The organism is Nocardia sp. NPDC059195 (genome assembly GCF_042754695.1).
Lineage (GTDB): Bacteria > Actinomycetota > Actinomycetes > Mycobacteriales > Mycobacteriaceae > Nocardia.
On the sequence record NZ_JBHZBG010000008.1, the window covers coordinates 20,302 to 44,775 of the forward strand.

Consider the following 24,474-nt stretch of genomic DNA (forward strand, 5'->3'; position numbering starts at 1 on the left):
CGCTCGCATCGCTCCGCGACCTCCCCGCGCGGGCCTCCGGTCACACGTGGAAGCAGAGGCAACGCACGCGGATGGAACCTGCATCGCGCTCCTGGCAATTCAGCCTGTCCAACTGGTCGGTAACGCGCAAGGTCGGTGTGGTGCTGGTGCTGCCGGTGATGCTCGCGACCACCTTCGCCGTGCTGCGGATCAACAACGAACTGCAGACGATGACGCAACTCGGCGCGGCCACCGAACAGGCCACCGTCATTCGTCCTGTCGTCAAATTCGCCACCGCGACCGAACAACTCGCCGTCGCGGCGACCGCGAACTGGGGTGCGATCGCCGACCCGCAGACCGACGCCGCGCTCACCACCTACGACCAGGCGCTCGCCGAGGTGCAGAGCGCGCTGCGCACCGCCCGCATCGACCCCGCCGTCGCCAGTGAACTCACCGCGGCCACCACCACCGGCGCCACCCTGCGCAATACCGTGCGCGGCGGCTCCCCCGCGATGGTCGGCGAGCAGACCGACGAGATCGGCGAACGGATCGGCAACGCGCTGGCCAAGACCCCGCAGGTCGAGGACTTCGTCGTGCAGCGCTACTTCCTGCAGCTGACCGCGCTGCACCAGGCCCGCCGGGTGCTCACCCGCGAACGCACGCTGGTCGTCTCGCCCGAGTCGGGCCGCAGCCAGAGCGCGCGATCGAAGATGCTCGTCGAGCTCGGCTCCGAAGCGAACATGATCAAGACCTACGGGATGATCCTGCCCGAGCACGCGGGCAGCCAGGCGGCGCTGCTCGACGCGGTGCAGACCCGGATCAGTGTGTTCAGCCAGAACAACGGCGATCCGACCACCAACGCGGCGGTGCTCAACACGCTGCAGGTCAGCGCCGACACCTACGCGTCCACCATCTCCGCGCTGCTCGACAACATCGACCACACCCTCGACAGCAATACCGCGACCGCGCAGACCGGCGCCCTGCGCGAAACGACCCTGGTGCTCGGCATGCTGCTGGCGGGCCTCGCGCTCGCGCTGGCCGTGGCCCGCACGCTGGTGGTGCCGGTGCGCAGGCTGCGCCGCGACGCGCTCGAGGTCGCGCATGTGAAGCTGCCCGACGAGCTGGCCGTGGTCCGCAGCGGCGGTGCGACGCCGGAGATCATGCCGGTGGGCGTGCATTCCACCGACGAGATCGGTCAGCTGGCCCGCGCCGTCGACGAGATCCACGAACAGGCGCTGAATCTGGCAGGCGACCAGGCGCGCCTGCGCCTGCAGATCGGCAACATGTTCGAGACGCTCTCGCGGCGCAGCCAGTCGCTGGTGGAGCAGCAGCTCGCGCTCATCGAGGAGCTCGAGCACGACGAGGACAACCCCTCGCGCCTGCAGACCCTGTTCCGTCTCGACCACCTCGCCACCCGCATGCGCCGCAACGGTGACAACCTGCTCGTGCTCGCGGGCACCGTGCTGCGCCGCGGTCACCTGCCGCCGGTGCCGCTGTCGGACATGCTGTGGAGCGCGGTGTCGCAGGTGGAGGACTACCAGCGGGTCGAGATCGGCAATGTGCCCGATGGTGTCGTCGCCGGTGAGTCCGCGGTCGATATCGAGCACCTGCTCGCCGAGCTCATCGACAACGCGCTGCGCTACTCCCCGCCGAGCACGTCGGTGGCGGTGATCGTCGGCCGGGCGGTCGACAGCGGCTATCTGATCGAGATCACCGACCGCGGCCTCGGCATGTCGGCCGACGATCTGCGCACGACCAACGACCGGCTCGCCTCCGGTGGTGAGGTCACCATCGAAACCGCACGCCGGATGGGTCTTTTCGTGGTCGGCAGGCTCGCCAAGCGCCACACCATCACCGTCAGTCTGCGCCGTACCAGCGGTGCGGCGCCGCAGCCCGGCATCACCGCCAGCGTGCATCTGCCCAGTGCGCTCGTCGCGCCGTCGCCGCCCATGCCTTCGAGCCAGTCCACCGGCCCGAATCCGCTGGTCTCGACCGGCCCGCACCCGATCGTGCCCGCCGGGATCGGCCCGTACGCGCTGACGCCGGCCGACATCACCGGCCCGAATCCGATCATGCCGACCGGACCTCGCCCCCTGGTTTCGCTGGACGCCGTGACCAGTCTCGACCTCCCGGCCTCACCGCTACCCGTACCCGCGATATTCGCGCCGATGGATCCGAGTCCGCCCGTCCCGGCCGACGGCGCGAACGTACCAACCGCCGGACTCACCAATGTCGGCCTCCCACAACGTGTTCCGGCCGCAGTACCGGCGCCGCCCCCGGAACCGGTCGCCGTCGAACCCGACGACGACGCGGCTCCCGCGGGCATGTGGGCCGAGCACGAGCACGACACCGACGATCTCCCGGTGGCCACCGAACCGCCGACGCCCGCACCCGACTCGCTGTCCTTCGGCCTGCCACAGCGCATCCCCGCGAGCGCGCTGGCCGAGCTCTCCGCCCCCTCCGTACCTGCCGCACCCTCGGAGCCGGAGCCGGTCGCACGACCCTTCGACGCCGACCCGATGCCGACGACGAGCACCCGCTTGCAGCCGGTCTCCGGCCCGGCACCGACCCCGATCTACCAGCGGATGGTCTCGGAGTGGCTCGTCGAACCCGCTTCCGCCCCTGCCGAATCCGGTAACGGCATCGGCGCGTCGTGGAGTGCCCCCGGCGACGCGGGCTGGTCGGCCGCCGCCGAGGCGGACCACCCAGCCACGTCCTCGCGAACGAGCGGCGGGCTGCCGATCCGCAAGCCGGGCGCTCAGCTCGTCCCCGGTGGGCTCACCCCCGCGGAAGAAGAGGGAGCTCGCGACCCCGAGGAGATCCGCAACAACTTGACCCGACATCTCAGTGGCGTCCGCAGCGGCCGTGCCGAGATCCAGTACAACGACGGAGGCCTCGAATGAGCAACGCGCACCCCACAGACGAGAATCTGAACTGGTTGGTCGCCCGCTTCACCCGCGACGTACCCGGCGTCTCGCACGCGGTGCTCGTCTCGGCCGACGGACTGCTCCAGGCGACCAGTCCCCATCTGCCCTCGGACCGCGCCGAGCAGTTGGCCGCGGTCACCGCCGGTTTGGCCAGTCTGTCGATGGGTGCGGCGCACCTGTTCGACGGCGGCAAGGTGATGCAGTCGATCGTGGAGATGCAGCGGGGCTATCTGCTGGTGATGAGCGTCGGAAACGGTTCGCACCTGGCGGTTCTGGCCAACAAGAGCCACGACATCGGCCGCATCGGCTACGAGATGGCGTTGCTCGTCGACCGGGTGGGCTCGGCGGTCACCGCCACCGCCCGCTCCGCCGGCTGAGGTGAGATGTCGAGCCCTTACGGATCCGATCACCGGCCGACGACGCGAGTCAGGCCCTATGCCCTGACCTCCGGCCGCACCGAGCCCGCGATCGCACTGCCCTTGGAGGCAGTCGTCGAAACGGTCTCTTATACAGCTCACAATGACTGGTCCGCAGGCGATTTGCGGATCGAAATCGTGCGTCTTGCCACACATCGGCTCTCTGTCGTCGAGATTGCTGCATACCTTGGTCGCCCACTGGGTATGGTCCGGGTGATGATCGGTGATCTCGTAGTGGGCGGGATTCTTCGAGTGCATTCGACGCTGACCGAACAGGCGAGCTACGACGAACGCCGATCACTGATGGAGAGGACTTTGCGTGGACTCCGTGGCCTCTGATGGCATGCGCCCGCCGGTATCAGAACAGCGAGTCGCATCGACCAAGATCGTCGTGGCCGGTGGATTCGGGGCCGGTAAAACGACTTTCGTCGGTGCGGTGTCGGAGATCGTGCCGCTGCGCACCGAGGCGATGGTGACCCATTTCTCCGACGGCATCGACGACCTCGCCGAGACGCCGGAAAAGGAAACCACCACCGTAGCCATGGACTTCGGCCGCATCGTGCTGCCCGGCAACCTGGTGCTCTACCTGTTCGGCACCCCGGGGCAGAAACGCTTCTGGTTCATGTGGGACGACCTGATCCGTGGTGCCATCGGCGCGGTGGTGCTGATCGATACCCGCAGGCTGGAAGACAGCTTCGCCGCCGTCGACTTCTTCGAGGCGCGCGGGCTGCCGTTCCTGATCGCGGTGAACCGCTTCCCCAACGCCCCCCGCTTCCCCATCGCCGAACTGCGCGAAGCGCTCTCGGTGCGCGAGGGGATCCCGATCGTCGACATCGACGCGCGCAACGCCGTCGAGGTCCGTCAGGCACTGGCGGCGGTGACCGAATACGCCATCGCCCAGCTCGAGCCGCAGCAGTTCGAAGGAGCGGGCAGGCGTGCTTGATGTGCTCGCCGCGACCGGTGCCGAAACTTTCGCGCACGGCACCGGTATCGCGTGGCTCGCGCTGGATCTGTCAGCGCTCGGGGCACTGGTGTCGTTCGCCTGCATCCGGCACGCGAAGTACTCGATCCGGTTCCGGCTCATCTGGCTGACGATGGCCGCGGTCTCGCTCGGTGGTGTCGGGCTGTGGCTGGCGAATTCGGTCGCGCTGCTCGCGATGCGGGTGAACGACAGCGTCATGCGGTACAACGTCGCGCTCGGTGCGGCGGCGCTGGCCATCGCGGTGGTCGGCGTGCTGGCCGGATTGCTGATCAGTGGCCGGACCACACAGGTGCCGCGGCTGATCATCGGCGGGCTGACGATGGGTTTGAGTGTCGGACTGTCGACCTATCTGACCCTGGACGCGCTTGCCGTGCAGGGCACCGTCGACGAGTCGCTCGGCCTCATCGGGGTTTCCGTGCTGGTGTCGATGGCGCTGTGCACCGCGACCCTGTGGGTGTCGCAGGTGGTCCGGCGGGTGCCGGTGCGGGTGCTGGTGTCGGTGCTGTTCGCGCTCGGCGTCGCCGCGGTGTACTACACGGCGGTCGCCGCGCTGACGTTCTCGATCGATCCGGGTATCCGGACACCGACCGGGCTGTCGCTGTTCGACCTGGTGTTCCCGATGTTCGTGATCGGCGCGCTCGGTTTGACTGTGCCGATCACCGCGGTGCTGGTGGCGCCGGATCGGCGAGATGCCGCGGCCCCGGTGCGTCAGCCCGTTCCGGCCCGCTGAAGGCAACCAGCTAACGTCCGGTTTGTCGGAATCTTTCCGGTCTTCCGCCCCGCTGATCGAAGCTCTCGCGACCTGCGGCGAACTGCCGCGAAAAACGCCCCTGAAGTGGCGATGAGCGGGTTCCCCTGACTCGGAGAACCCGCCCTCCCGCACGAGAGTACATACCTGTGAGGGACTCCGCATCAGTGGTTGGGGAATTTTCTTGTGGCGAAAAACAAACCAAGAGTTGGTAATTCGACCGCCAGCAAATATTCCGCAAGCCATTCGACGCGTCCGCGCCAAGTGGCATGCATCACACCGTTAACGGGGCGGTTGCCCCACACCCTCCCCTAAGGCCCTGAACAGGCACAACAGTGTCGGAGTAAGGCCCCTGGACATATGGCCGCGCAGAACGAACCGCCGACGCCGTGGAAGCCCACCACACGGTGCGCCAACCGAGTTATGGTCGCTGCAGGGCGCATTCGTCTCGCCCAGCACATCCAAGGTTCGTTCGAAGGAGTTCGCATGGCCGTCAACGTGGTGCTCGACAAAGTCCTCGACAAGGAATTCGAGAACAAGACGCTCGCGGAAATTCTCGCCGCTCCCCCCTCAGCGCTCGCCGGTCTCACCGAGGCGCACGACAAGCAACTGCTCGAAGCGCTGAAGATCAAAACCATCGCCGACCTGGGCAACAACAAGTTCTTCCAGCTCGCCGCGGCCCTGGTCGCACTGGCCGAGCGCGAAGGCTGAATCTTTTAGCGGCTGGCGCCGCGGGGTTTGCGGCCCCCGGTTGCCTCGAATCCGAGGGGCGATACTGCGGCTTCGCCGTTACGTCTCGCCCCTCGGATCCGAGGCGGGCCGCAAACCCAGGGCGGTAGAGACAGCCCGTCAGGGGTTTCCTGGCAGGCCATCGTCATTGCTTTCAGAGGCGGGCTGGGTCGATCATGCCCTTGCGTACGGCGTTGACGATCCGGCGTGGTACTCGGTATTCGACGCCTGCCACCGTCACCGGGACCAGCTGTGGCACTTCCGCTTTCCACTGCGCGCGTCTGCTTCGTGTGTTGGAGCGCGACATTCTGCGCTTGGGAACCGCCATGATTCAGCCTTCCTTGCCTGTGCGCGAGCGCTTTCCGTACTTGCGCTCGAACTTCTCGACCCGGCCCTGGGTGTCGAGGTTGCGGGCGGTGCCCGTCCAGAACGGGTGCGAATCGGAGGTCACGTCGACCGTCATGAGCGGATAGGTGTTCCCGTCGGCCCATTCGATCGTCCGGTCGCTGGTCGCGGTCGACCTGGTCAGGAACTTCTTTCCGGTGCTCGCGTCCTCGAACACGACGGGGTGGTAATCGGGATGGATGCCCGCTTTCATGCCGTTTCTCCTCTCGGATTGGTGCGCTCGCTCACCGAGGCCGTTGCCTCGGTGGGGTCGGCGCAGGGATCTTCGTGCCAGTCGCCGAAGGGGTCCTCCCACAACGCGACTCGTTCCGGTGCCCGCTCGACGAGCAGCAGTTCGTCGTCCTCCACCAGCGCCCAGTGCAGGGCATGGCGGATCTCGGCGGGGTCCGCGTCATGGGCCAGGATCACCAGCGACACGTCGCGATCGCCGAATCGCTCGTCCCAGCCCAGCGCGGCCATCACCCGCCGATCGGCGTCGACGGCGGCCTGCTCCTGCGCGCTCATCGCGGCCAGCCAGCGACCGGCACCACCGACCCGCAGTCCGCCGCCCGCCGACTCGAGCCACACCACGTGATCGGGCTGGGTCGCCAGCCAGATCCGGCCACGGGCGGTGACCACGCCGTCGAGCAGGACGTCGAGCGCCTCGTGCAACCGCTCGGGATGAAACGGCCTGCGCGCGGCGAATTCGACGATCGAGACACCGCAGTCGGTACTCAGCGGCGGCTGCCCGCGCAACAACGGCGCGTGCGCGCCGAAGATCCGGCCGCGGCGCGAATCGGCGGGCACGCGGGTCAGCAAGGCGCCGATCTCCATCGCGTCGAAGCCAGGCAATTCGTCGAGCCAGGCGGTCGGTGCCGCGGGTGCCAGCCGGTCGAGGACCGCCCCGAGTCGTTCGCGATCGAGCGCGTCGGCCCCAGCGGCAAGGACCACCAGCGCGTCGGCGAAGTCGACCTGGCCGACCGCCACCTGCGCGACCGTACGCTCGTCGTCGGCCGAGGCCAGTCCACGATCGGCCAGCACCTCGTCGCCGGTGGCGTCGGCCAGCCACTGCTGCCCGTCGAGGCAGGTCAGCACGGCCTCGATCCGCACGGAACGCCCGGCGGGCCCATCGACGCGATCGGCGACGCCGGTCACCACGACATTCTCGATCGCGCGACACAGCGCCTCGGCCTCGATGCCGGGATCCAGCGCCAGCACGATGCGGTCGATATGAGCTCGGGTGGCGAGCGTGCACAGCATCGGTAGCAGGTCGGCGCGCAGCGTGCACGACACACAGCCGTGCGCGAGCTCGAGCACCGTGGTGCTCACCTTGCCCGCGGTACGCACCGTGCGGCGCACCACGCCTTCACGCAGTTCGGCGAGGTCGTGATGCACCACCACGGTGCCCGCGTCCGCGCTCAACGTCTCCGCGATGTGTTCGACGCCGCCCATGGCGGGTCCCGAGAAGCCGGCCAGCAGCACCACGGGCGTTCTCCGGTCTGACTGGTCAAGCACCCGAAACCCCTTTCGACAATGATTTTCATTTACTTCAGCGCGACTGTACAGTGCGGAATAATCGTTGTCGAAAATGGTTGTCATAACCATGGAAGGAGGTCGCATGTCGGCCCACTGCCAGGTCACCGGTCGCAAGCCCGGCTTCGGAAAAGCCGTCTCGCACTCGCACCGGCGCACCAACCGACGCTGGAACCCCAACATCCAGCACAAGACCTACTACCTGCCCAGCGAGGGCCGCCGCATCACGCTGACGGTCTCCACCAAGGGCATCAAGACCATCGACCGCGACGGGATCGAGGCTGTAGTGGCTCGGATCCGCGCTCGCGGGGACAAGATCTAGGAGCTGAACATGGCCTCGAAATCGACCGATATCCGGCCGATCGTCAAGCTGAAGTCCACCGCCGACACCGGCTTCACCTACGTCACCCGCAAGAACCGCCGCAATGACCCAGACCGGCTGGTTCTGCGCAAATACGACCCCGTCGTGCGCCGCCACGTCGACTTCCGCGAGGAGCGCTGATGGCCAAGAAATCCAAGATCGCCCGCAATGAACAGCGCCGCGAGATCGTCGAACGGTTCGCGGCCCGGCGTGCCGAGCTCAAGGAGATCATCCGCAAGCCGAGCACCGGCGACATCGAACGCTCCGCCGCACAGGCCGAACTGCGCGACCAGCCGCGCAATGCCAGTCCGGTACGATTGCGTAATCGGGACGCTGCTGACGGCCGCCCACGCGGCTATCTCCGCAAGTTCGGCCTCTCCCGTGTTCGTGTGCGCGAGATGGCCCACCGGGGCGAGCTGCCCGGGGTCCACAAATCGAGCTGGTAGAGACTCCCCAAACTGATTCGTGAGAAGGAATATCCCATGGCAGTGAAGCGAGCACCGTCCAAGAAGGCACGTGCCGACCAGGGCCGTAAGCCGAAGAAGAATCCGCTGATCACCGCGGGCATCGAGTACGTCGACTACAAAGACGTCAACCTGCTGCGCACCTTCATCTCCGATCGCGGCAAGATCCGCAGCCGCCGCGTCACCGGCCTGACCCCGCAGCAGCAGCGTCAGGTCGCCGTCGCGGTGAAGAACGCGCGCGAAATGGCGCTGCTGCCGTTCACCACCACCAAGTAGCACCGTGAACACGAGAATGGCCCCGAAGCTGTTGCCTCGGGGCCACTTTCGTCTGTGTTTACGGGATGGTCAGTACCTGACCGGCATTGATGAGATCCGGGTTGTCGATACCGGAGGCCGCGGCGATCTCCTGGTAGCGGTTGCCGTCACCGTAGAAGCGCTCCGAGATGGCCCACAGGGTGTCACCCGACTCGACCGTGTAGGTCTGCGCGGCCGGCGGCGGCGCGACCTCTTCGGCGATCGGGGCGGCGGCGACCGGCTCGGGAGCAGGCAGCGGGTTGTCGGTGTTGGTGGCGGTGGACCACGCGACCGAACCGTCGGTGCCGTAGACCACGACGTTGCGGTCGGGCTGCACGACCAGCCGCTCGACGTTGCGGCCGCTGGTGTCGGTCGCCCAGATGCGCGCCCCGCCACCGCTGTAGACGACGAAATCGCCGTCGTGCTGCAGAGCCGCGCGCTGCGCGTCCTGCCCATGCGTCATAGCGGCCCAGACGACGTTGCCGTCGGGCTCACTCAGCACGAGGTTGCCGTCCGGCTGCAGAGCCAGGGTGTACGCACCGCCGGTCAGGGACTGACCCAGACCCAGTTCTTCGCCTACGCGCAGCGTGTCGGCCACGTTGTTCCTTTCGAAGATCGCCAATTGCTTCCGCCCAACAGAAGATGCCGGCCGATTGCCGCAGAGCCGCATCGCAGCCGAATGTAGTCCTCGCGGCGGGGAAATGGAGGGGTTATGCGCAGGGTTCGCGGAAAGTTCACGGGCGGGCCGTGCCGTCTAGGGTTGACGCCATGAGAACGATGTCGCGCTACACCGCCGCCGCGGCGGCCGTGGCCGTGCTGATCGCACCCCTCACCGCCTGCGGATCCTCGGATGATCCTGCGCCCCAACATGTTACATCGAACGCCAACAGCCGCCCCGAGGACCCGAAACCCGGCATCGGCCAGCCCTTCATCGCCGATCCCACCCTCGTCGATCCGCACCCGATCCCCTTCACATCCTGGAATCGCCTGAGCGACACCAAGATCAGCGTCAACTTCCAGACCGGCAATCCCGAGTGCTACGCCGTGGACGCTACCGTCACCGAAACCTCCGAGGCGGTCACCGTCGCCCTGCGCTCCGGAACCCGCGCGGATGCCGTGAACAAGATGTGCACCATGAACGCCGTCTTCGGCACGCTGGAAATCCCGTTGGGCTCGCCACTGGGCACCCGTGAGGTCCGCGACGCGAAATAGCCGAATTCGGACGAAACGCCGCCAGCCGGACCCGATCCAGCTCGGCGAGATGCTCTAATGGCGCCAAGCTGTTTCGCCCCATCGAGGAGGCAAGCACGTGCGCTCGAGACCAATTTTCGCGATCGTTTCCGCCGTGGTGGCGTTGCTCGCGGGGCCCCCAGCCATCGGTTCGGCCGCACCGGCCGGGCCGTGCTCGCCGGGTGCCCCCGACATCGCACCGGAGACCACCACTTTCTACGACGCCGACCGCCAGTACCTCGGCCCGGACCCACTGCCGACACAGCCGCCGGTCGGCCCCCTCCTACCCGGATATCAGCGGTTCGGCACCCTGAGCGCCGATCAGTTCGTCGCGAAATACCGCACCGAGCAGGGGTGGTGGATCTACCCACCCGAGGATGGATTCGTCGTGCGGGCCGGACGACCCATGCGTCACCCGCAGGCATTGCCACCGGGCAAACGCGTCGACCGTTTCGGCTATGCGGGCGGCAAATTCCTTGCCCCACAAGGTGATTCGTTCGCCGCACGCGCCCTACCGCCCCAGAACCTCAACACCCCGACCGGCACACCGCTGAGCAACTACCACCGGTATTGCGTACTCAAACCATTCCAGGTCGACGCGGGCCCGATCGCGGCGTGGTTCGAACAGCCCGGCGGCGGCACCCAGTACAAACTGGAGTCGAGCCACCTCCCCGAGGCGGGCGCAGCTTTGAGCGTCACCTGGCTGCTGCAGAACGGCTACCTCGTCGAAGAACGACCGTCCTGAGCGGAGTGATCAACCATGAATCTCCAACAACTCGCTGCCGCCCTCACTGCCGCGGGTCTACCCCCTGATTCATTCCAAATCGCCGAGGTACACGAAACCAGGCCGACGCCCACCGACTTCTGGTTCCTGCGGCCGGGCCCCGACCACGGCTGGGAGGTGGGCGCCTACGAGCGGGGACAATTCGACGTGCGGGCGTGCTTCGACACCGAATCCAATGCCGCCCAATGGATGCTGACCACCCTCACCGGCACTCCATCGAACTGACGAAAACGGGTGCCGCACCGAGGATTCGGCGCGGCACCCGTTCGGGTTTCGACTCAGTGGGCGAAGTGGCGGGCACCCGTCAGGTACAGGGTGACGCCGGCTTCCTTGCAGAGTTCGATGGTGTCCTTGTCGCGGATCGAACCACCCGGCTGCACGATCGCGCGCACGCCCGCGGCCACCAGGATCTCCGGCCCGTCCGAGAACGGGAAGAAGGCGTCGGAGGCGGCGACAGAGCCCTTCGCCCGCTCACCCGCGCGCTCGACAGCGAGCTTGCAGGAGTCCACCCGGTTGACCTGGCCCATGCCGACGCCGACCGCGGCGCCGTCCTCGGCGAGCAGGATCGCGTTCGACTTCACCGAACGGCATGCGCGCCAAGCGAATTCGAGGTCGGCGAGGGTGGTCACGTCGGCCGGATCGCCCGCTGCGAGGGTCCAATTGACCGGATCGTCGCCTGCCGCATCGAGGACATCGCGGTCCTGCAGCAGCGCACCGCCACTGATCGGACGCAGCTCCACGCCCTTGCGCTGCGGCGCCTCGGCCACCAGCACGCGCACATTCTTCTTGCGCTGCAACACTTCCACCGCGCCGGGCGCGTACCCGGGAGCGATGATCACCTCGGTGAAGATCTCGGCGACCTGCTCGGCCATCTCGACGCTGACCTCACGGTTGGCCGCGATCACACCACCGTAGGCACTGACCGGGTCGGTGGCGTGTGCCTTGCGATGCGCCTCCGCGATATCGGCTGCGACGGCGATGCCACACGGGTTGGCGTGCTTGATCACCGCGACCGCTGGCTCGTCGAAGTCGAACGCGGCACGCCAGGCAGCGTCACCGTCGGTGTAGTTGTTGTACGACATCTCCTTGCCGTGCAACTGCTCGGCCTGCGCGATCCCGACCGTGCCGTCGTTGCTGGTGTACAGCGCGGCGGCCTGGTGCGGGTTCTCGCCGTAGCGCAGCACCGCGGCGCGCTCCCACGAACCGGCCACCCAGCCGGGGAACTGCTCGGTCTCCTCGGCGACGGCGGGCACGGCGACCGAGCCCATCCAGCTCGCGACGGCCACGTCGTAGCTCGCGGTGTGCTGGAAGGCCTTGGCGGCCAGCGCGGTCCGCTCGGCGAGGGTGAACCCACCGGACTTCACCGCGGCCAGCACGTCGTCGTAGTCGGTGACGTCGACGACCACACCCACGGACGGGTGGTTCTTCGCCGCGGCACGCACCATCGACGGCCCACCGATATCGATCTGCTCGACACACTCGTCGACGCTCGCGCCACTGGCTACGGTCTGGGTGAACGGGTACAGGTTCACCACGACCAGCTGGAACGCCTCGACACCCAGCTCGACGAGCTGATCGACATGCTCGGCGCGACGGGTGTCGGCCAGGATGCCCGCGTGCACACGGGGGTGCAGCGTCTTGACGCGGCCGTCGAGGGTCTCCGGGAATCCGGTCAGATCCTCGACCTTGGTGACCGGAATCCCGGCCTCGGCGATCTTGCCCGCGGTCGACCCGGTCGACACCAGCTCCACACCGGCAGCGTGCAGCCCGGTGGCGAGCTCGATGAGCCCGGACTTGTCGTAGACGCTCACCAGCGCCCTCTGGATCGCCTTACGTTCACTCACCGGCGTGCTCGCTCACTGGTATTTCTGCCTTTCGTCCGTCGGAGACAATGCCTCGCGTCGCGACGGCGGCGATGACCTCCGCCAGTAACCGTCGCTCGACAACCTTGATGCGCTCCTGCAGCGTGTCCTCGTCGTCGCCGGGCGCCACCGCGACCGTCTCCTGCGCGAGGATCGGGCCGGTGTCGATGCCCGCGTCGACCAGGTGCACGGTGCAGCCGGTGACCTTGACGCCGTAGGCGAGCGCGTCACGCACCCCGTGCGCGCCGGGGAACGACGGCAGCAGCGCGGGATGAGTGTTGATGAGCCGACCGCCGAAACGTTCCATGAACGCGGGGCCGAGGATCTTCATGAAGCCTGCCAGGACCACCAGATCGGGCTTGTGCGCGTCGACGGCCTCGGTGAGGGCGACGTTCCAGGCTTCCCGATCGGCGAAATCTTTGAGGCCCACCTTGAAGTGCGGTACTCCGGCGGCGTCGGCGTGCGCGGTGGCCGGGCAGTCCCGGTCGACCCCGACGGCGACGATCTCGGCCGGGTAGCCGGGCTCGCGTGCGGCGGCCAGCAGTGCGTTGAGCAGCGAGCCGGTGCCCGAGGCCAGAACGACGACGGTGGCCGGTGTTCTGGCGGGCTTCCACGGGGCAAACGAGGACGTCAGCGCTCTACTCCTGCGTGTGATCGGGCGGCGGCGATGGCGATAGGCGCCGGGTCGAGCTTAGCGACCGGGGGTCTTGTCCCCGTCCGGCAGGTCCGACTCGACCACTTCTACGTCGACGATGTCGTCGGTTGGCTCGTCGGTCGAGCCGGGTGCGGCGATGCTCACTTCGACGTCGTCATCGAAGTCCTCGACCAGTTCGCCGTCGACTTCGACTGCGGGATCGTCGTATTCGACGGCATCCTCGTAGTCGGCGGGATCGTCGTCGTCGTACTCGTCGTCATACTCGTCGTCGTCGTAGTAGTAGTCGTCGTCCTCGTAGTCGTCGTCGTACTTTTCGTACTCGTCGTAGTCCTCGACCGGCGCGGTCGGTGCCAGGAAGCGGCGGGCGAACACCATGCCGACGAAGCCGCCGAAACCGAACCAGGTGACCATCAGCACGACCAGCATCAGCAGATCGACGCCGACCCACCCGACCGCACCGAGCTGACCGCTGCCGAGGATCGCGAGCACCAGAAATGTCAGCGTGGACAGCGCGGCGCAGGTGAGGGTCGCCCATGGCGCGCCGGGCCGATCGTCGCTGGTCCGGCCCAGTTCGATCCCGCCGAGCACACCCACGGCGAGCGGAACCACCAGCAGCGCCGCCCACCACGCGGACGCCGGCCCTTCCGGCACGGGGATCAGCGCGGGCAGCACCGGCATGTGCCCGCCGGTCACCCCGAACAGACCGACCGACCCGGCACCGAACAGCACCGCGGCACCGCTGAGGATCCCCGCCGCCCCGATCACCACATTCGGCAGGTAGAGCAGGGACACCAACGTCATGCCGAGCACATCGGTGAAATTGTGGGCTTGCTCAAAGGCACCGTCGAGCCGGGACAGATGGACGAAGAAGGAGATCGCGGTGGCCAGTGCGGCGCAGCCGAGCATGCGGAGCACGGTGCGACGCGCGGCGCGGGCGCCGAGGACCGCCCACTCCGGGATCTCGATCGGCACCAGCGCGCACAGCGAACCCCACGCCCGACTGCCGATCCCGGCGGCGGCCGCCATCAGATACAGCACGAGCACCCAGCCGAACGCCGCGATCGGACCGGCCGATTCGAGTGGGGTGACGCCCGCGGCATCGCCGGTGACAGCGAGGCAGACGGCCGTCATCAGCAGCGGTCCGGCCAGCACCGCGCCGGTCAACCAGCCCAGCTCGACGGGGGTCGGACGATTCGGGACGGCACGCGCGCATTCGCGGGCGGCCAGCCAGACCAGCACGGCCGTGGGTACCAGCGGGAGCAGGCCGAGCGTCGTCCTGCCGACCGTGAGCGGAACCTGGTGGGCGGCAAGCCAGGTCGCGGCGACCGCGGCGGGCGCGCTGGTGAGATCGGTCCCGGTGGTGAGCATCACCACGAGTACGAGTAGCACCGTCGCCGCCAAGGCGGTGATAGTCGGCCTCGCCGCGACCAGCAGCAGGGTTCGCGCCCGCTCGGGCGAGAGTGACCACCATCCGGGCTCGGGCGGCGGTGCGGTGACTGTCTCCTCGGTGCCGCGTGACCCGGAGGTCCGGCGCACGAGGGCGTTACGGGAGCTCATGACAATTCAGCGTGGCAGCTTCCCCGGCAGCCGCGGGTCAGGCGCGCCGCGAGCCCACAGGCGTACCTGTGGGCTCGCGACCGAACCTGGACCACCGTGCGGCAGCCGTGTCAATTTCGGCATGTCCGGGCATTGACCGACCATGCCTGCGGTTTTACTTGTTGTCGTCGTTCGGACGGAACGCGGTGGTCGCGTCGGCCGCCGGGTCGGCGGTCTGCTCGCCACCGAACGGCTGGCCCGGCGACGACGGCTGCGCGCCACCATAGGTCGGCGCACCGAACGGCTGGCCCTGCTGCTGCCCACCGAAGGTCTGCGTCGCGCTCTCATCAGGACGCGGCTGTGCCTGCGGCGCCGAACCGTACGGTGAGGGCTGCTGCTGCGGGGCACCGTACTGCTGGCCGTACGGGGACTGCTGCGGCTGACCGTAAGACTGCTGACCCGGCTGACCGTAGGACGGCTGCTGCGCCTGCGGCACCGACGGCTGGCTCTGCTGGCCGTACGGCGACGGTGACTGCGTCGGGTACTGCCCGCCGGTCTGGGCCTGGCCGTAACCGGTCTGGCCGTAGGACTGCTGGCCGGTGGTCTGGCCGTAGCCCTGCTGCTGGCCGTAACCCTGCTGACCGTACTGGCCGTACTGTCCCGGCTGCTGTTGCGGCTGAGCCGGTTTCGGCGCGGGCACCTTGATGAGGCCGAGGCCGAACAGCAGCGCCAGCACCAGCAGCACCGCGACGATGAACGAAAGGGCAACCACGACGAAGGCACCCCACTGCAGTTCGGTGCCTTCGCCCGCCTTGATCAACGACACGACGACGCCGGCGAACGCGGCCACGGCGACCGCCGCCGCTACCCCGAGAACGTTCTGCTTGGGCAGCAACGACAGACCTGCCAGCAGCGCGGCGACGAGCACCAGCGTGGCGTTCACCGAGCCCGAGGTTTCGAAGAAGCTCACCGTCTCGGTGGTCTTGAGCAGGGTGATACCCACGAACGGCGCGAAACCGAGCAGGAATGTCACCACACCGAGTCCGGCGCCGGCCGCGGTCAGAATGAACGGCAGCCCTATGCCTTCCGACCCGGTAGCGGTCGATGGAGCCGCCGCGGCGGCTCCGGTACTCGGGCCCTGAGGCGCGGCGGGCGTCGCGGGTGTGTTGTACCCGGAGCCCCCGGTCGGGTATGACATGTCTCGTCGTCTCCTTGTCGAGTCGTGCGCATCGGTCGCGTCGAACTGACTGGTGCCTGATCCGATACCTGACGCTACTGCACGCCACGGCCCCGGTCATCACCTACCGATGCAGGCTGTGGATAAACCACTGCCTGTGGATGAATCGACGAAGGCCGCCCAGGTTAAACCTGAAGGCGGCCTTCGACAGTGTGAGATTTGCGATCAAGCAGAAGCGATGGACGCCTTCTCCAGGATCTCGCGAGCGAGCGCGGCGGTCGCGGACGGCGTCTTGCCGACCTTCACGCCTGCGGCCTCGAGCGCGTCCTGCTTGGCCTGCGCGGTACCGCCACCACTGGAGACGATGGCGCCGGCGTGGCCCATGGTCTTGCCCTCGGGCGCGGTGAAACCGGCGACGTAGCCGACGACCGGCTTGGTCACGTTGGCCTTGATGTAGGCCGCGGCACGCTCTTCGGCGTCGCCACCGATCTCGCCGATCATGACGATGATCTTGGTCTCGGGGTCCTTCTCGAACGCCTCGATGGCGTCGATGTGGGTGGTGCCGATAACCGGGTCGCCGCCGATGCCGATCGCGGTCGAGAAACCGAAATCACGCAGCTCGTACATCATCTGGTAGGTCAGGGTGCCCGACTTCGACACCAGGCCGATCGGGCCCTTGCCGGTGATGTTGTTCGGGGTGATGCCGACCAGCGCCTCGCCGGGGGTGATGATGCCGGGGCAGTTCGGGCCGATGATGCGGGTCTTCTCGCCCTTTTCGACGTTGTAGGCCCACGCGAACGCGGAGTCCTGCACCGGGATGCCCTCGGTGATGACCACGAGCAGCGGGATCTCCGCGTCGATGGCCTCGATGATGGCGTCCTTGGAGAAGGCGGGCGGCACGAACGCGATGGAGGTGTCGGCGCCGGTCTTCTCGATCGCCTCGGCGACGGAGGCGAACACGGGCAGCTCGATCTCGTTGCCGTCTTTATCGGTGTGCTTGACCGTGGTCCCGGCCTTGCGCGCGTTCACGCCGCCGACGACGTTGGTGCCCGCCTTCAGCATCAGCGCGGTGTGCTTGGTGCCCTCGCCGCCGGTGATGCCCTGGACGATGACCTTGTTGTCCTTGTTCAGGAAGATGGACATGTTCGCTGTTCCTTACTTGGCGCTGAAGGCGAGTTCGGCGGCCTTGTCGGCGCCCTCGTCCATGGTCTGGGCCAGCGTCACCAGCGGGTGGTTGGCCTCGGCGAGGATGCGGCGACCCTCTTCGACGTTGTTGCCGTCCAGACGAACGACCAGCGGCTTGGTGGCCGCGGCACCGAGCACCTCGAGCGCGCCGACGATGCCGTTGGCGACCGCGTCACAGGCGGTGATGCCACCGAACACGTTGACGAACACGCTCTTGACCTGCGCGTCGCCCAGGATGACGTCCAGACCCGCGGCCATCACCGAAGCCGAAGCGCCACCGCCGATGTCGAGGAAGTTGGCGGGCTTCACGCCGCCGTGGTTCTCACCGGCGTAGGCGACGACGTCCAGGGTCGACATGACCAGACCGGCGCCGTTGCCGATGATGCCGACCTCGCCGTCGAGCTTGACGTAGTTGAGGTCGTTTTCCTTGGCCTTGAGCTCGAGCGGGTCGGTCGCGTCGACGTCGGCGAACTCGAGGTGGTCGGGATGCCGGTACTCGGCGTTCTCGTCCAGGGTGACCTTGCCGTCGAGAGCGAGGATCTCATCGGTGGGGGTGCGCACCAGCGGGTTGACCTCGACCAGGGTGGTGTCTTCGTTGATGAAGACCTCCCACAGCTTCTGGATGGTCACGGCCGCGGCGTCGAGCACGTCGGCGGGCAGGTGGCCCTTCTCCGCGATCTCACGGGCGAAGGCCAGGTCGACACCCTTGACGGCGTCGACGGCGATCTTGGCGAGGCGCTCGGGAGTCTTCTCCGCTACCTCTTCGATCTCCATGCCGCCCTCGACCGAACACATGGCCAGGTAGGTGCGGTTGGAGCGGTCGAGCAGGAAGGAGATGTAGTACTCCTCCGCGATGTCCTTGGCCTCGGCGACCAGGAGCTTCTTGACGATGTGGCCCTTGATGTCGAGGCCGAGGATGTTCTGCGCGTGCGTGAACGCGTCTTCCGGGGTGGCCGCGTACTTGACGCCGCCAGCCTTGCCGCGGCCGCCCACCTTGACCTGCGCCTTGACCATCACGGGCTTGCCGATTTCCTCGGCAATGGCGCGTGCTTCTTCGGCCGTGTCGCAGACACGACCCTCGGACGAAGGCACTCCGTGCTTAACGAAGAGCTCCTTCGCCTGATATTCGAAGAGATCCATGTACTCACCGTCTCGTCTGCGTTGCTATGACAACGTCTTTGTTGGCGGCCCGACGTCGGTAGCGGGTCGGATCGGACTGTAGCTAGTCACGGGGAGGGGTAAACGACCACGTTCATAGTAAGTGGCGCAGGTCACGACCCCTAACGGGAGCCCCGGAAAACCGCTGGCCAAGCCTACTGGTGAGTAGTTTTTCGTCGTTTCGCGGCGCCTTGGCAGGTCGGGCCGCCTAAAGTCCGGGCACTCCGGCATCTACTACGTTATGTCGTCGACGGACCTCACCCGGGACGCCGGAAACAGGTGAGATATTCCGCCGCGTTACGGTGACGAATGTCACACACGCGTGTAGGTTTTCGACCAGCGCTTGCCACTCTGCAATCGCTTCGTTACCGTCAATGCGGTCGAAGTCACAACCAGGTCACGACAACCAGGTCACGACTGGCAAGTCAGGACTGAGGAGGACGACAAGCTTGAGGTACTTCAGTACTCGCTTGGAACAGCTGGCGATTCGGCACAGCCGATGAACCACCGCTCCACCCTTCCAGTCGAAGATCGCACCACCTCCGGCCACCGTTACCGGTACGCCGACGAATACACATCGCACCCGCAGGCTCGTCGCGCTCCCGCCGCCGCATGGCCGCAGACCGACGACGCGTGGCGCGACCAGAACACCTGGTCCGACGACGCGGCATGGACGCCCGCCGAGGACGAATGGACCGCGGACGAGTCCTATGACACCGGCACCTACGCCACCGACTGGGCGCCCGCGGCCGAAGAGACCACCGCTGAAGAACCGCCGACTCCGCGCCGCGCCGATCGTCGCGGTGGCGCACACCGCGTCCCCGCACCGCCCGCCGCGCTGAAGGGCCGCGCCGCGGTCATCGCCGTCGCCGCCGGCGCCGTTGTCGCCGCAGGTCAGGCGGCTATGGCCGATCCCGGTCAGCCCGCACACGGCATCGATTACGAGGCCGCGGGCCAGGTCCACGAGATCGCCGCACAGTCGATGAGCACCGCCGACATCGGCGACCCAGGCACCGGCGCGTCGCCGCAGGTACTCGACGCCACCGCCGTCGCCGACAAGAACCACTTCGACGACATCCTCGCCAAGGGCGCCAAGTTCGCCGAAGACCTCGCCGCCCAGGAATCCGCCAAGCTGCGGCCCCTGTTCGCCAAGTTCACCTCGGGCAACTACACCTCCGGTTACGGTGCTCGCTGGGGCGTCCAGCACCTCGGTATCGACGTCGCTGGCCCGATCGGCACCCCGATCTACGCGGTCGCCGACGGCACCATCATCGAAGCGGGCCCGGCCTCGGGTTTCGGCATGTGGGTCCGGGTCCTGCACGACGACGGCACCGTCACCATCTACGGCCACATCGACACCGCCACCGTCTCGCAAGGCGAGCGTGTGATGGCAGGCGACCAGATCGCCACCATGGGCAACCGCGGCTTCTCCACCGGCCCGCACTGCCACTTCGAGGTCTGGCTCAACGGCACCAACAAGATCGACCCGGTCCCGTGGCTGGCCACCCGCGGCATCAGCCTCGGCTCCCAGCGCGACTGATCCGCCTCTCCGGGTATTTTGGCCGGACTTAGGTGCGGGGTGGTTTTGCGTTGGCGACCGGCGGGATGTTGTGGGTTGGCTTCGCTGTTGTCGGTGAGTTACCCATGTTCGTGCGTTGATCAGGTGTTGCGTATTGCTAGGTCTTTACGTGACCAGCAGCACGCTTCCTCTCTGTCATGGGCGGGGTTAGCGTTGCGGTATGGCTGGTACGACGAAGTACACGCAGTTCATCGGGCTCGCACCGGAATTGGTGTGGGGGGTGCTCGGGGATCTCGAGCAGTGGCCGGAGTGGAATCCCGGGGTGCGGTCGGTGCGGATGCACGGGCCGGTTGCCGTCGGTGCCACCGGCGACTACCTCCCCAACGGAAAAGTCTCAGCGCGGATTCACGGCCGTTTCGCCGAACCGTTCACTGTCACCGCGTTCGAACCGAATCGTGAGCTCGGGATCGAGCAGCCCGAACCCGCGGGCACCATGTACCTCACCTGGCGGCTGACCCCGTGCGACGGTGGCACCGAAATCACCCAGGAACTCCGTTTCACCGGCCCCTCCGCGGCCGCGGCCCGCACCGTTGTCCGGCCGTTCATCGAAACCGATGCGCGCGTGAACTTCTCGCGCCTGGCCCGGCTGGCCGGACTCGCTCCGGCCGACGACGCGCTGAATGTCGTCATCGCGGGCGGCACCGGTGCGCTCGGTCTCCAGATCGCGGCCGACCTGACCTGCCGCGGCCAGCGCGTCACCCTGCTGACCCGCCGCCGCAACCCGGACCTCCCGTTCCGCCAGACCGAATGGGACGGCCGCTCGGTCGGCGCCTGGTCCGCCGAACTGCGCGAACCCGGTCGGCTCGCGGTGATCAACCTCGCCGGAAAGCTGGTGGACTGCAGGCCGACCGAACGCAATATCGCCGAATTGCGCTCCAGCCGAGTCGATTCCACTACCGCCCTCGTCGCCGCGGCGGGTCTTCGCGACACCCCCGTCGACTATTGGGTTCAAGCCAGCACCACGGCCATCTGGTCGGACGCGGGCGAAACCCGGTGCACCGAAACAACTCCCCTCCCCGTCGGCCTCCCACAGATGACCGGCGTCGCCCAGCCATGGGAGGAAGCGTTCGACCCCGCCCGCGCCGACCACTGGACGATCCTGCGCACCTCCATCGTCCTCGACCCCGACGCCCCCGCCCTCAAACGCCTCGGCCAGCTCACCAAGGCCGGCCTCGGCGGCCGCGTAGGCCCCGGCGATCAGTGGTTCAGCTGGATCCACATCGAAGACTGGCTGGCCATCGTCCGAGCGTCACTAGGCCTCGACCCCACCGTCACCCTCCCCGACGGCATCCTCGTAGCCGCCACCGAATTCCCGGTCCGCAACACCGAACTCATGTCCACCCTCCGCCGAATCCTGCACCGCCCCCCATCACCCCCCACCCCCTCGGCGATCCTGAAAATAGGCGCGGTAGCCCTCCGCACCGACCCCGCCCTCGGCCTCACCGGCCGCCACGCCACCTCCGAAGTCCTCCACAAAGCAGGCTTCGACTTCAAATACCCCACCCTCGACGAGGCCCTGACCGACCTACTCCCCCACTGACCCCGACAACGCACTCCCAACCACACCGTGCACCTCAAGACCGCCATGACCGCACTACCAACCACCGCACTCCCGACCCCTAGGGAGGGACGGCCACGAAGTGGCCGGTCCGCGGCCGGGTCGCCGGTTAGCGCTCGAAAGCGCTGAGCCGAAGGCTCTAGTCTCGAGCGCTAACCGGCGGCCCCTCAGGGCCGCGGACACGCGCGCGCCAGCGCGCCAATAAACACAGCGTCAAACCTGCCTGGGACTACCAGACCCTGGATCCCCAGCCCACAATCACAACTTCACAATGGTCCGACTGAACTGCGGAATCAACCGAATCTTCCCCGCCGACCCGAAGTCGATGGTCACCGTAGCCAACGGCCCCACCCCATCAGCAGCGACAACCCGCCCCAACCCATACTTGTCATCGGTAACCCGATCACCCACGGCCAGAACCAATTCCGTGTTGTTCCGCTTTACTGCCCCACCCGGCGCCGGCCTGCGCTCACCGGATCCCCCACGCACACCGGGCCGCTGATCCCACCCACTCCCACTGGTCCAATCCCGATCGAACCCACTGTCCTCACCCCGGCGCCGCCCCCGCTGCACCGGCGAGATCACCGGCTCCAACCTGCGCCAATCCAGCAGATGCTGCGGAATCTCCTGCAGGAACCGCGATTCCGGATTGGACACCGGCTGCCCCCAGCCTGACCGCACCACCGCGCGCGAAAGATAGAGCCGCTGACGCGCCCGCGTAATCCCCACATAGGCCAGCCGACGTTCCTCGGCCAGCTCGTTGGGATCACCCAGCGCCCGCATGTGCGGGAACTGCCCGTCCTCCCAACCGGTTACGAAGACCACCGGGAATTCCAGCCCCTTGGCCGTGTGCAGCGTCATCATGGTGACCACACCCGTGCCCTCGTCCGGGATCTGATCGGTATCGGCGACCAGTGACACCCGCTCGAGGAACGCGGCCAGCGACCCCGGCTCCGGTTCACCATCGCCCGACTCCGGCACCAGCCCTTCCTCACGCGCCGCCTCGGCATTGTTGAACGCCTCGGAACTGAATTCGCGTGCGACGCTGACCAATTCGTTGAGGTTGTCGAGCCGCGCGCCGTCCTGCGGATCGTCGGAGGCTTCCAGTTCGCCGCGATATCCGGTGCGGTCGAGCACCGCCTCGACCACATTGCCCACATCGGGATAGTCGCTGTCGGCCCGCTTACCGGCCACCCGGATCTCGTCGAGCAGCTCGAGGAATCCCGCGATGGCCCGCTGCGCGCGGGTATTCAGCAACGCGACTTTGCCATCGGCCGCATCGCGCAGTGCCGCGGCGAAACCGATGCCGCGCTGTTCGGCGTGCACCGCCACGCAGGCCTCCGCGCGATCGCCGATCCCGCGACGCGGAGTGTTGAGAACGCGGCGCACACTCACCGCGTCTTCGGGATTTTCCAGCACCCGCAGGTACGCCACCACGTCACGCACTTCTTTGCGCTCGTAGAACCGCACACCACCGACGACCTTGTACGGCAGGCCCATTCGGATGAAGATCTCTTCCAGCGCACGCGAATTGTTGTTGGTGCGATAGAACACCGCCACATCGCCGTAGTTGGCATCGCCGGTGTCGACGAGCCGGTCGATCTCCTTGGCGACGAAGGAGGCTTCGTCGTGTTCGTTGTCGGCGACGTAGCCGGTGATCAGCTCACCCTCGCCGGAATCGGTCCACAGTTTCTTCTCGCGCCTGCCCTCGTTGCGCGCGATCACCGCGTTGGCGGCGGACAGAATGTGCTGGGTGGAACGGTAGTTCTGTTCCAGCAGAATGGTTTCCGCATCCGGGAAGTCGCGTTCGAATTCCTCGATATTGCGGATCGTGGCGCCACGGAACGCGTAGATCGACTGATCAGCGTCGCCGACCACACACAACTCGCTCGGCTCGACCGACTGCTCGTCCGCCTCGCTGTGATGGCCGACCAGCTCACGCACCAGCACGTACTGGGCGTGGTTGGTGTCCTGGTACTCGTCGACCAGCACATGCCGGAACCGGCGCCGGTAGTACTCGGCGACCTGCGGATGGTTCTGCAGCAGTGCCACCGTCTCGCCGATCAGATCGTCGAAGTCCATCGCGTTGGCCGTGCGCAGCCGCCGCTGGTACTCGCCGTAGACCCTGGCGACCAGGGCGGGCAGTTCGGTGTCGTCGGCTTCGGCGTCGGCAGCGGCCTTTTCCGGACCGATCAGTTCGTTCTTCAGATTCGAAATGGCGGTCGACAGCAAACGCGCGGAATACTTCTTCGTGTCGATCTCGAAATCGCGGCTGATCATCGTGAGCAACCGCCGCGAATCATCGGCGTCGTAGATCGAGAAATTCGAATTCAAGCCGGGCAGCAGTGCGGCCTGCATCCGCAGAATGCGCACACAGCTGGAATGGAAGGTCGACACCCACATGCTGGCCGCGCGCGGACCGACCAGCCCGGCGACCCGCTCCCGCATCTCGGCGGCGGCCTTGTTGGTGAAGGTGATGGCCAAGATCTCACCGGTGCGCACGCCACGCGCCGCGAGCAGGTAGGCGATCCGGCGGGTGAGCACCGCGGTCTTGCCCGAGCCCGCGCCCGCCACGATCAGCAGCGGGGAACCCGCGTGCATCACCGCGGCACGCTGGGGCGGGTTGAGCCCGTCGAGCAGTCGCTCGATCTCCTCGGCGCGCTGTTGTTCGCGCTCCTGGCGCCGCTGCGACTGTTCGGCGCTGTTCCTGGCCGCCGCCTGAGCCAGCGCGGACGCGCCGGTGCCACCACCGTCCCGGGGCGGTAGCGCGGCACCACTCGGCGCGGGCGCTGGTTCGCTGGGATCGGTGGCTGAGGCGTGGGGAGCGACCGTGATATCCATCGTCTGTCCACGCTACCGGCGGGCACCGACAAGCCGCGAACCGCCGCCGCCGCGATGACCGGCCGACGACGGCCCGGCAAACCACCGGTGAA

At 67.3% G+C, this 24,474-nt stretch carries 26 protein-coding genes; 15 read left to right on the plus strand and 11 right to left on the minus strand.

What is annotated here, in order from left to right; translation table 11 throughout:
- Positions 1-71: 71 nt before the first annotated feature.
- The 6 genes from ACFXKN_RS12765 (at position 72) to ACFXKN_RS12790 (ending at position 5,763) form a co-directional block, all read left to right on the plus strand.
- Positions 72-2,882 carry an ATP-binding protein gene (locus ACFXKN_RS12765; protein ID WP_379432999.1) on the plus strand — a complete coding sequence of 937 codons (2,811 nt, stop codon included), beginning with the start codon at positions 72-74 and terminating at the stop codon, positions 2,880-2,882.
- Positions 2,879-3,283 (plus strand): roadblock/LC7 domain-containing protein, encoded by a 405-nt coding sequence (locus ACFXKN_RS12770; RefSeq protein ID WP_019049250.1) that lies wholly within the window; start codon positions 2,879-2,881, stop codon positions 3,281-3,283. The genes ACFXKN_RS12765 and ACFXKN_RS12770 overlap by 4 nt, the downstream gene beginning before the upstream one ends.
- Before the next feature lie 6 nt (positions 3,284-3,289).
- Positions 3,290-3,661, plus strand: a complete 372-nt coding sequence (locus ACFXKN_RS12775) for a DUF742 domain-containing protein (RefSeq protein WP_056813973.1) — start codon at positions 3,290-3,292, stop codon at positions 3,659-3,661.
- A gap of 4 nt (positions 3,662-3,665) precedes the next feature.
- On the plus strand, positions 3,666-4,265 hold the full coding sequence (locus tag ACFXKN_RS12780; RefSeq protein WP_378943098.1) for an ATP/GTP-binding protein: 600 nt from the start codon (positions 3,666-3,668) through the stop codon (positions 4,263-4,265).
- The gene (locus tag ACFXKN_RS12785; protein ID WP_378940824.1) at positions 4,258-5,034 is read left to right on the plus strand and encodes a hypothetical protein; all 777 of its coding nucleotides are present in this window, start codon (positions 4,258-4,260) and stop codon (positions 5,032-5,034) included. Before ACFXKN_RS12780 ends, ACFXKN_RS12785 begins: the two co-directional genes overlap by 8 nt.
- 504 nt (positions 5,035-5,538) lie before the next feature.
- Positions 5,539-5,763, plus strand: a complete 225-nt coding sequence (locus ACFXKN_RS12790; RefSeq protein ID WP_062986981.1) for a hypothetical protein — start codon at positions 5,539-5,541, stop codon at positions 5,761-5,763.
- A 172-nt stretch (positions 5,764-5,935) separates the two neighbouring features.
- Here ACFXKN_RS12790 and rpmF read toward each other — a convergent pair whose 3' ends face one another.
- Genes rpmF through mrf form a run of 3 tightly spaced genes read right to left on the minus strand, consistent with a single transcriptional unit; the run spans position 5,936 to position 7,680 of the window.
- Positions 5,936-6,109, minus strand: coding sequence for a 50S ribosomal protein L32 (gene rpmF / locus ACFXKN_RS12795; protein WP_378911147.1), 174 nt, complete (start codon positions 6,107-6,109; stop codon positions 5,936-5,938).
- A gap of 3 nt (positions 6,110-6,112) precedes the next feature.
- A complete protein-coding gene (locus ACFXKN_RS12800) occupies positions 6,113-6,379 on the minus strand; it encodes a type B 50S ribosomal protein L31 (RefSeq protein ID WP_378940827.1) in 267 nt (88 codons plus the stop codon).
- Entirely contained in the window at positions 6,376-7,680 is a 1,305-nt protein-coding gene (mrf, locus tag ACFXKN_RS12805) for a ribosome hibernation factor-recruiting GTPase MRF (RefSeq protein WP_379433000.1), read from the minus strand. Before mrf ends, ACFXKN_RS12800 begins: the two co-directional genes overlap by 4 nt.
- 103 nt (positions 7,681-7,783) lie before the next feature.
- On the opposite strand from mrf, the gene rpmB reads away from it, so the two are divergent.
- Genes rpmB through rpsR form a run of 4 tightly spaced genes read left to right on the plus strand, consistent with a single transcriptional unit; the run spans position 7,784 to position 8,799 of the window.
- Positions 7,784-8,020: a 50S ribosomal protein L28 gene (gene rpmB, locus ACFXKN_RS12810; protein WP_194826729.1), complete on the plus strand. Its 237-nt coding sequence runs from the start codon at positions 7,784-7,786 to the stop codon at positions 8,018-8,020.
- 9 nt (positions 8,021-8,029) lie between these two features.
- Positions 8,030-8,200, plus strand: coding sequence for a 50S ribosomal protein L33 (rpmG, locus tag ACFXKN_RS12815; RefSeq protein ID WP_056813994.1), 171 nt, complete (start codon positions 8,030-8,032; stop codon positions 8,198-8,200).
- Positions 8,200-8,505: a 30S ribosomal protein S14 gene (gene rpsN / locus ACFXKN_RS12820; protein ID WP_378940831.1), complete on the plus strand. Its 306-nt coding sequence runs from the start codon at positions 8,200-8,202 to the stop codon at positions 8,503-8,505. Before rpmG ends, rpsN begins: the two co-directional genes overlap by 1 nt.
- 36 nt (positions 8,506-8,541) lie before the next feature.
- Entirely contained in the window at positions 8,542-8,799 is a 258-nt protein-coding gene (gene rpsR / locus ACFXKN_RS12825; protein WP_378913384.1) for a 30S ribosomal protein S18, read from the plus strand.
- Positions 8,800-8,857: 58 nt separating this feature from the next.
- On the opposite strand, the gene ACFXKN_RS12830 is transcribed toward rpsR, so the two are convergent.
- Positions 8,858-9,415, minus strand: a complete 558-nt coding sequence (locus ACFXKN_RS12830; protein WP_379433001.1) for a LysM peptidoglycan-binding domain-containing protein — start codon at positions 9,413-9,415, stop codon at positions 8,858-8,860.
- A 170-nt stretch (positions 9,416-9,585) separates the two neighbouring features.
- On the opposite strand from ACFXKN_RS12830, the gene ACFXKN_RS12835 reads away from it, so the two are divergent.
- From ACFXKN_RS12835 to ACFXKN_RS12845, 3 genes are all read left to right on the plus strand, one after another.
- A complete protein-coding gene (locus tag ACFXKN_RS12835; protein WP_378940835.1) occupies positions 9,586-10,029 on the plus strand; it encodes a hypothetical protein in 444 nt (147 codons plus the stop codon).
- 97 nt (positions 10,030-10,126) lie between these two features.
- Positions 10,127-10,792, plus strand: coding sequence for a TNT domain-containing protein (locus ACFXKN_RS12840; protein WP_379433002.1), 666 nt, complete (start codon positions 10,127-10,129; stop codon positions 10,790-10,792).
- Positions 10,793-10,807: 15 nt separating this feature from the next.
- Complete coding sequence (locus tag ACFXKN_RS12845) at positions 10,808-11,056, plus strand: hypothetical protein (RefSeq protein ID WP_378940839.1); 249 nt, start codon at positions 10,808-10,810, stop codon at positions 11,054-11,056.
- A gap of 53 nt (positions 11,057-11,109) precedes the next feature.
- On the opposite strand, the gene purH is transcribed toward ACFXKN_RS12845, so the two are convergent.
- From purH to sucC, 6 genes are all read right to left on the minus strand, one after another.
- Positions 11,110-12,675 carry a bifunctional phosphoribosylaminoimidazolecarboxamide formyltransferase/IMP cyclohydrolase gene (gene purH, locus ACFXKN_RS12850; protein WP_379433003.1) on the minus strand — a complete coding sequence of 522 codons (1,566 nt, stop codon included), beginning with the start codon at positions 12,673-12,675 and terminating at the stop codon, positions 11,110-11,112.
- Positions 12,668-13,348, minus strand: coding sequence for a phosphoribosylglycinamide formyltransferase (gene purN, locus ACFXKN_RS12855; protein ID WP_378943111.1), 681 nt, complete (start codon positions 13,346-13,348; stop codon positions 12,668-12,670). The genes purH and purN overlap by 8 nt, the downstream gene beginning before the upstream one ends.
- A 36-nt stretch (positions 13,349-13,384) precedes the next feature.
- On the minus strand, positions 13,385-14,905 hold the full coding sequence (locus ACFXKN_RS12860; protein WP_379433004.1) for a DUF6350 family protein: 1,521 nt from the start codon (positions 14,903-14,905) through the stop codon (positions 13,385-13,387).
- Between the two features lie 154 nt (positions 14,906-15,059).
- A complete protein-coding gene (locus ACFXKN_RS12865; RefSeq protein WP_378940845.1) occupies positions 15,060-16,082 on the minus strand; it encodes a DUF5336 domain-containing protein in 1,023 nt (340 codons plus the stop codon).
- A gap of 204 nt (positions 16,083-16,286) precedes the next feature.
- Positions 16,287-17,204 (minus strand): succinate--CoA ligase subunit alpha, encoded by a 918-nt coding sequence (gene sucD / locus ACFXKN_RS12870; protein ID WP_378940847.1) that lies wholly within the window; start codon positions 17,202-17,204, stop codon positions 16,287-16,289.
- A 12-nt stretch (positions 17,205-17,216) separates the two neighbouring features.
- Complete coding sequence (sucC, locus tag ACFXKN_RS12875; protein ID WP_378940849.1) at positions 17,217-18,386, minus strand: ADP-forming succinate--CoA ligase subunit beta; 1,170 nt, start codon at positions 18,384-18,386, stop codon at positions 17,217-17,219.
- A gap of 517 nt (positions 18,387-18,903) precedes the next feature.
- On the opposite strand from sucC, the gene ACFXKN_RS12880 reads away from it, so the two are divergent.
- Together ACFXKN_RS12880 and ACFXKN_RS12885 are read left to right on the plus strand one after the other, a co-directional pair.
- Positions 18,904-19,944 carry a M23 family metallopeptidase gene (locus tag ACFXKN_RS12880; RefSeq protein ID WP_379433005.1) on the plus strand — a complete coding sequence of 347 codons (1,041 nt, stop codon included), beginning with the start codon at positions 18,904-18,906 and terminating at the stop codon, positions 19,942-19,944.
- Between the two features lie 199 nt (positions 19,945-20,143).
- The gene (locus ACFXKN_RS12885; RefSeq protein ID WP_378940853.1) at positions 20,144-21,523 is read left to right on the plus strand and encodes a DUF1731 domain-containing protein; all 1,380 of its coding nucleotides are present in this window, start codon (positions 20,144-20,146) and stop codon (positions 21,521-21,523) included.
- A gap of 276 nt (positions 21,524-21,799) precedes the next feature.
- Here ACFXKN_RS12885 and ACFXKN_RS12890 read toward each other — a convergent pair whose 3' ends face one another.
- Positions 21,800-24,382 carry a UvrD-helicase domain-containing protein gene (locus ACFXKN_RS12890; RefSeq protein ID WP_378940855.1) on the minus strand — a complete coding sequence of 861 codons (2,583 nt, stop codon included), beginning with the start codon at positions 24,380-24,382 and terminating at the stop codon, positions 21,800-21,802.
- Between the last annotated feature and the right edge of the window lie 92 nt (positions 24,383-24,474).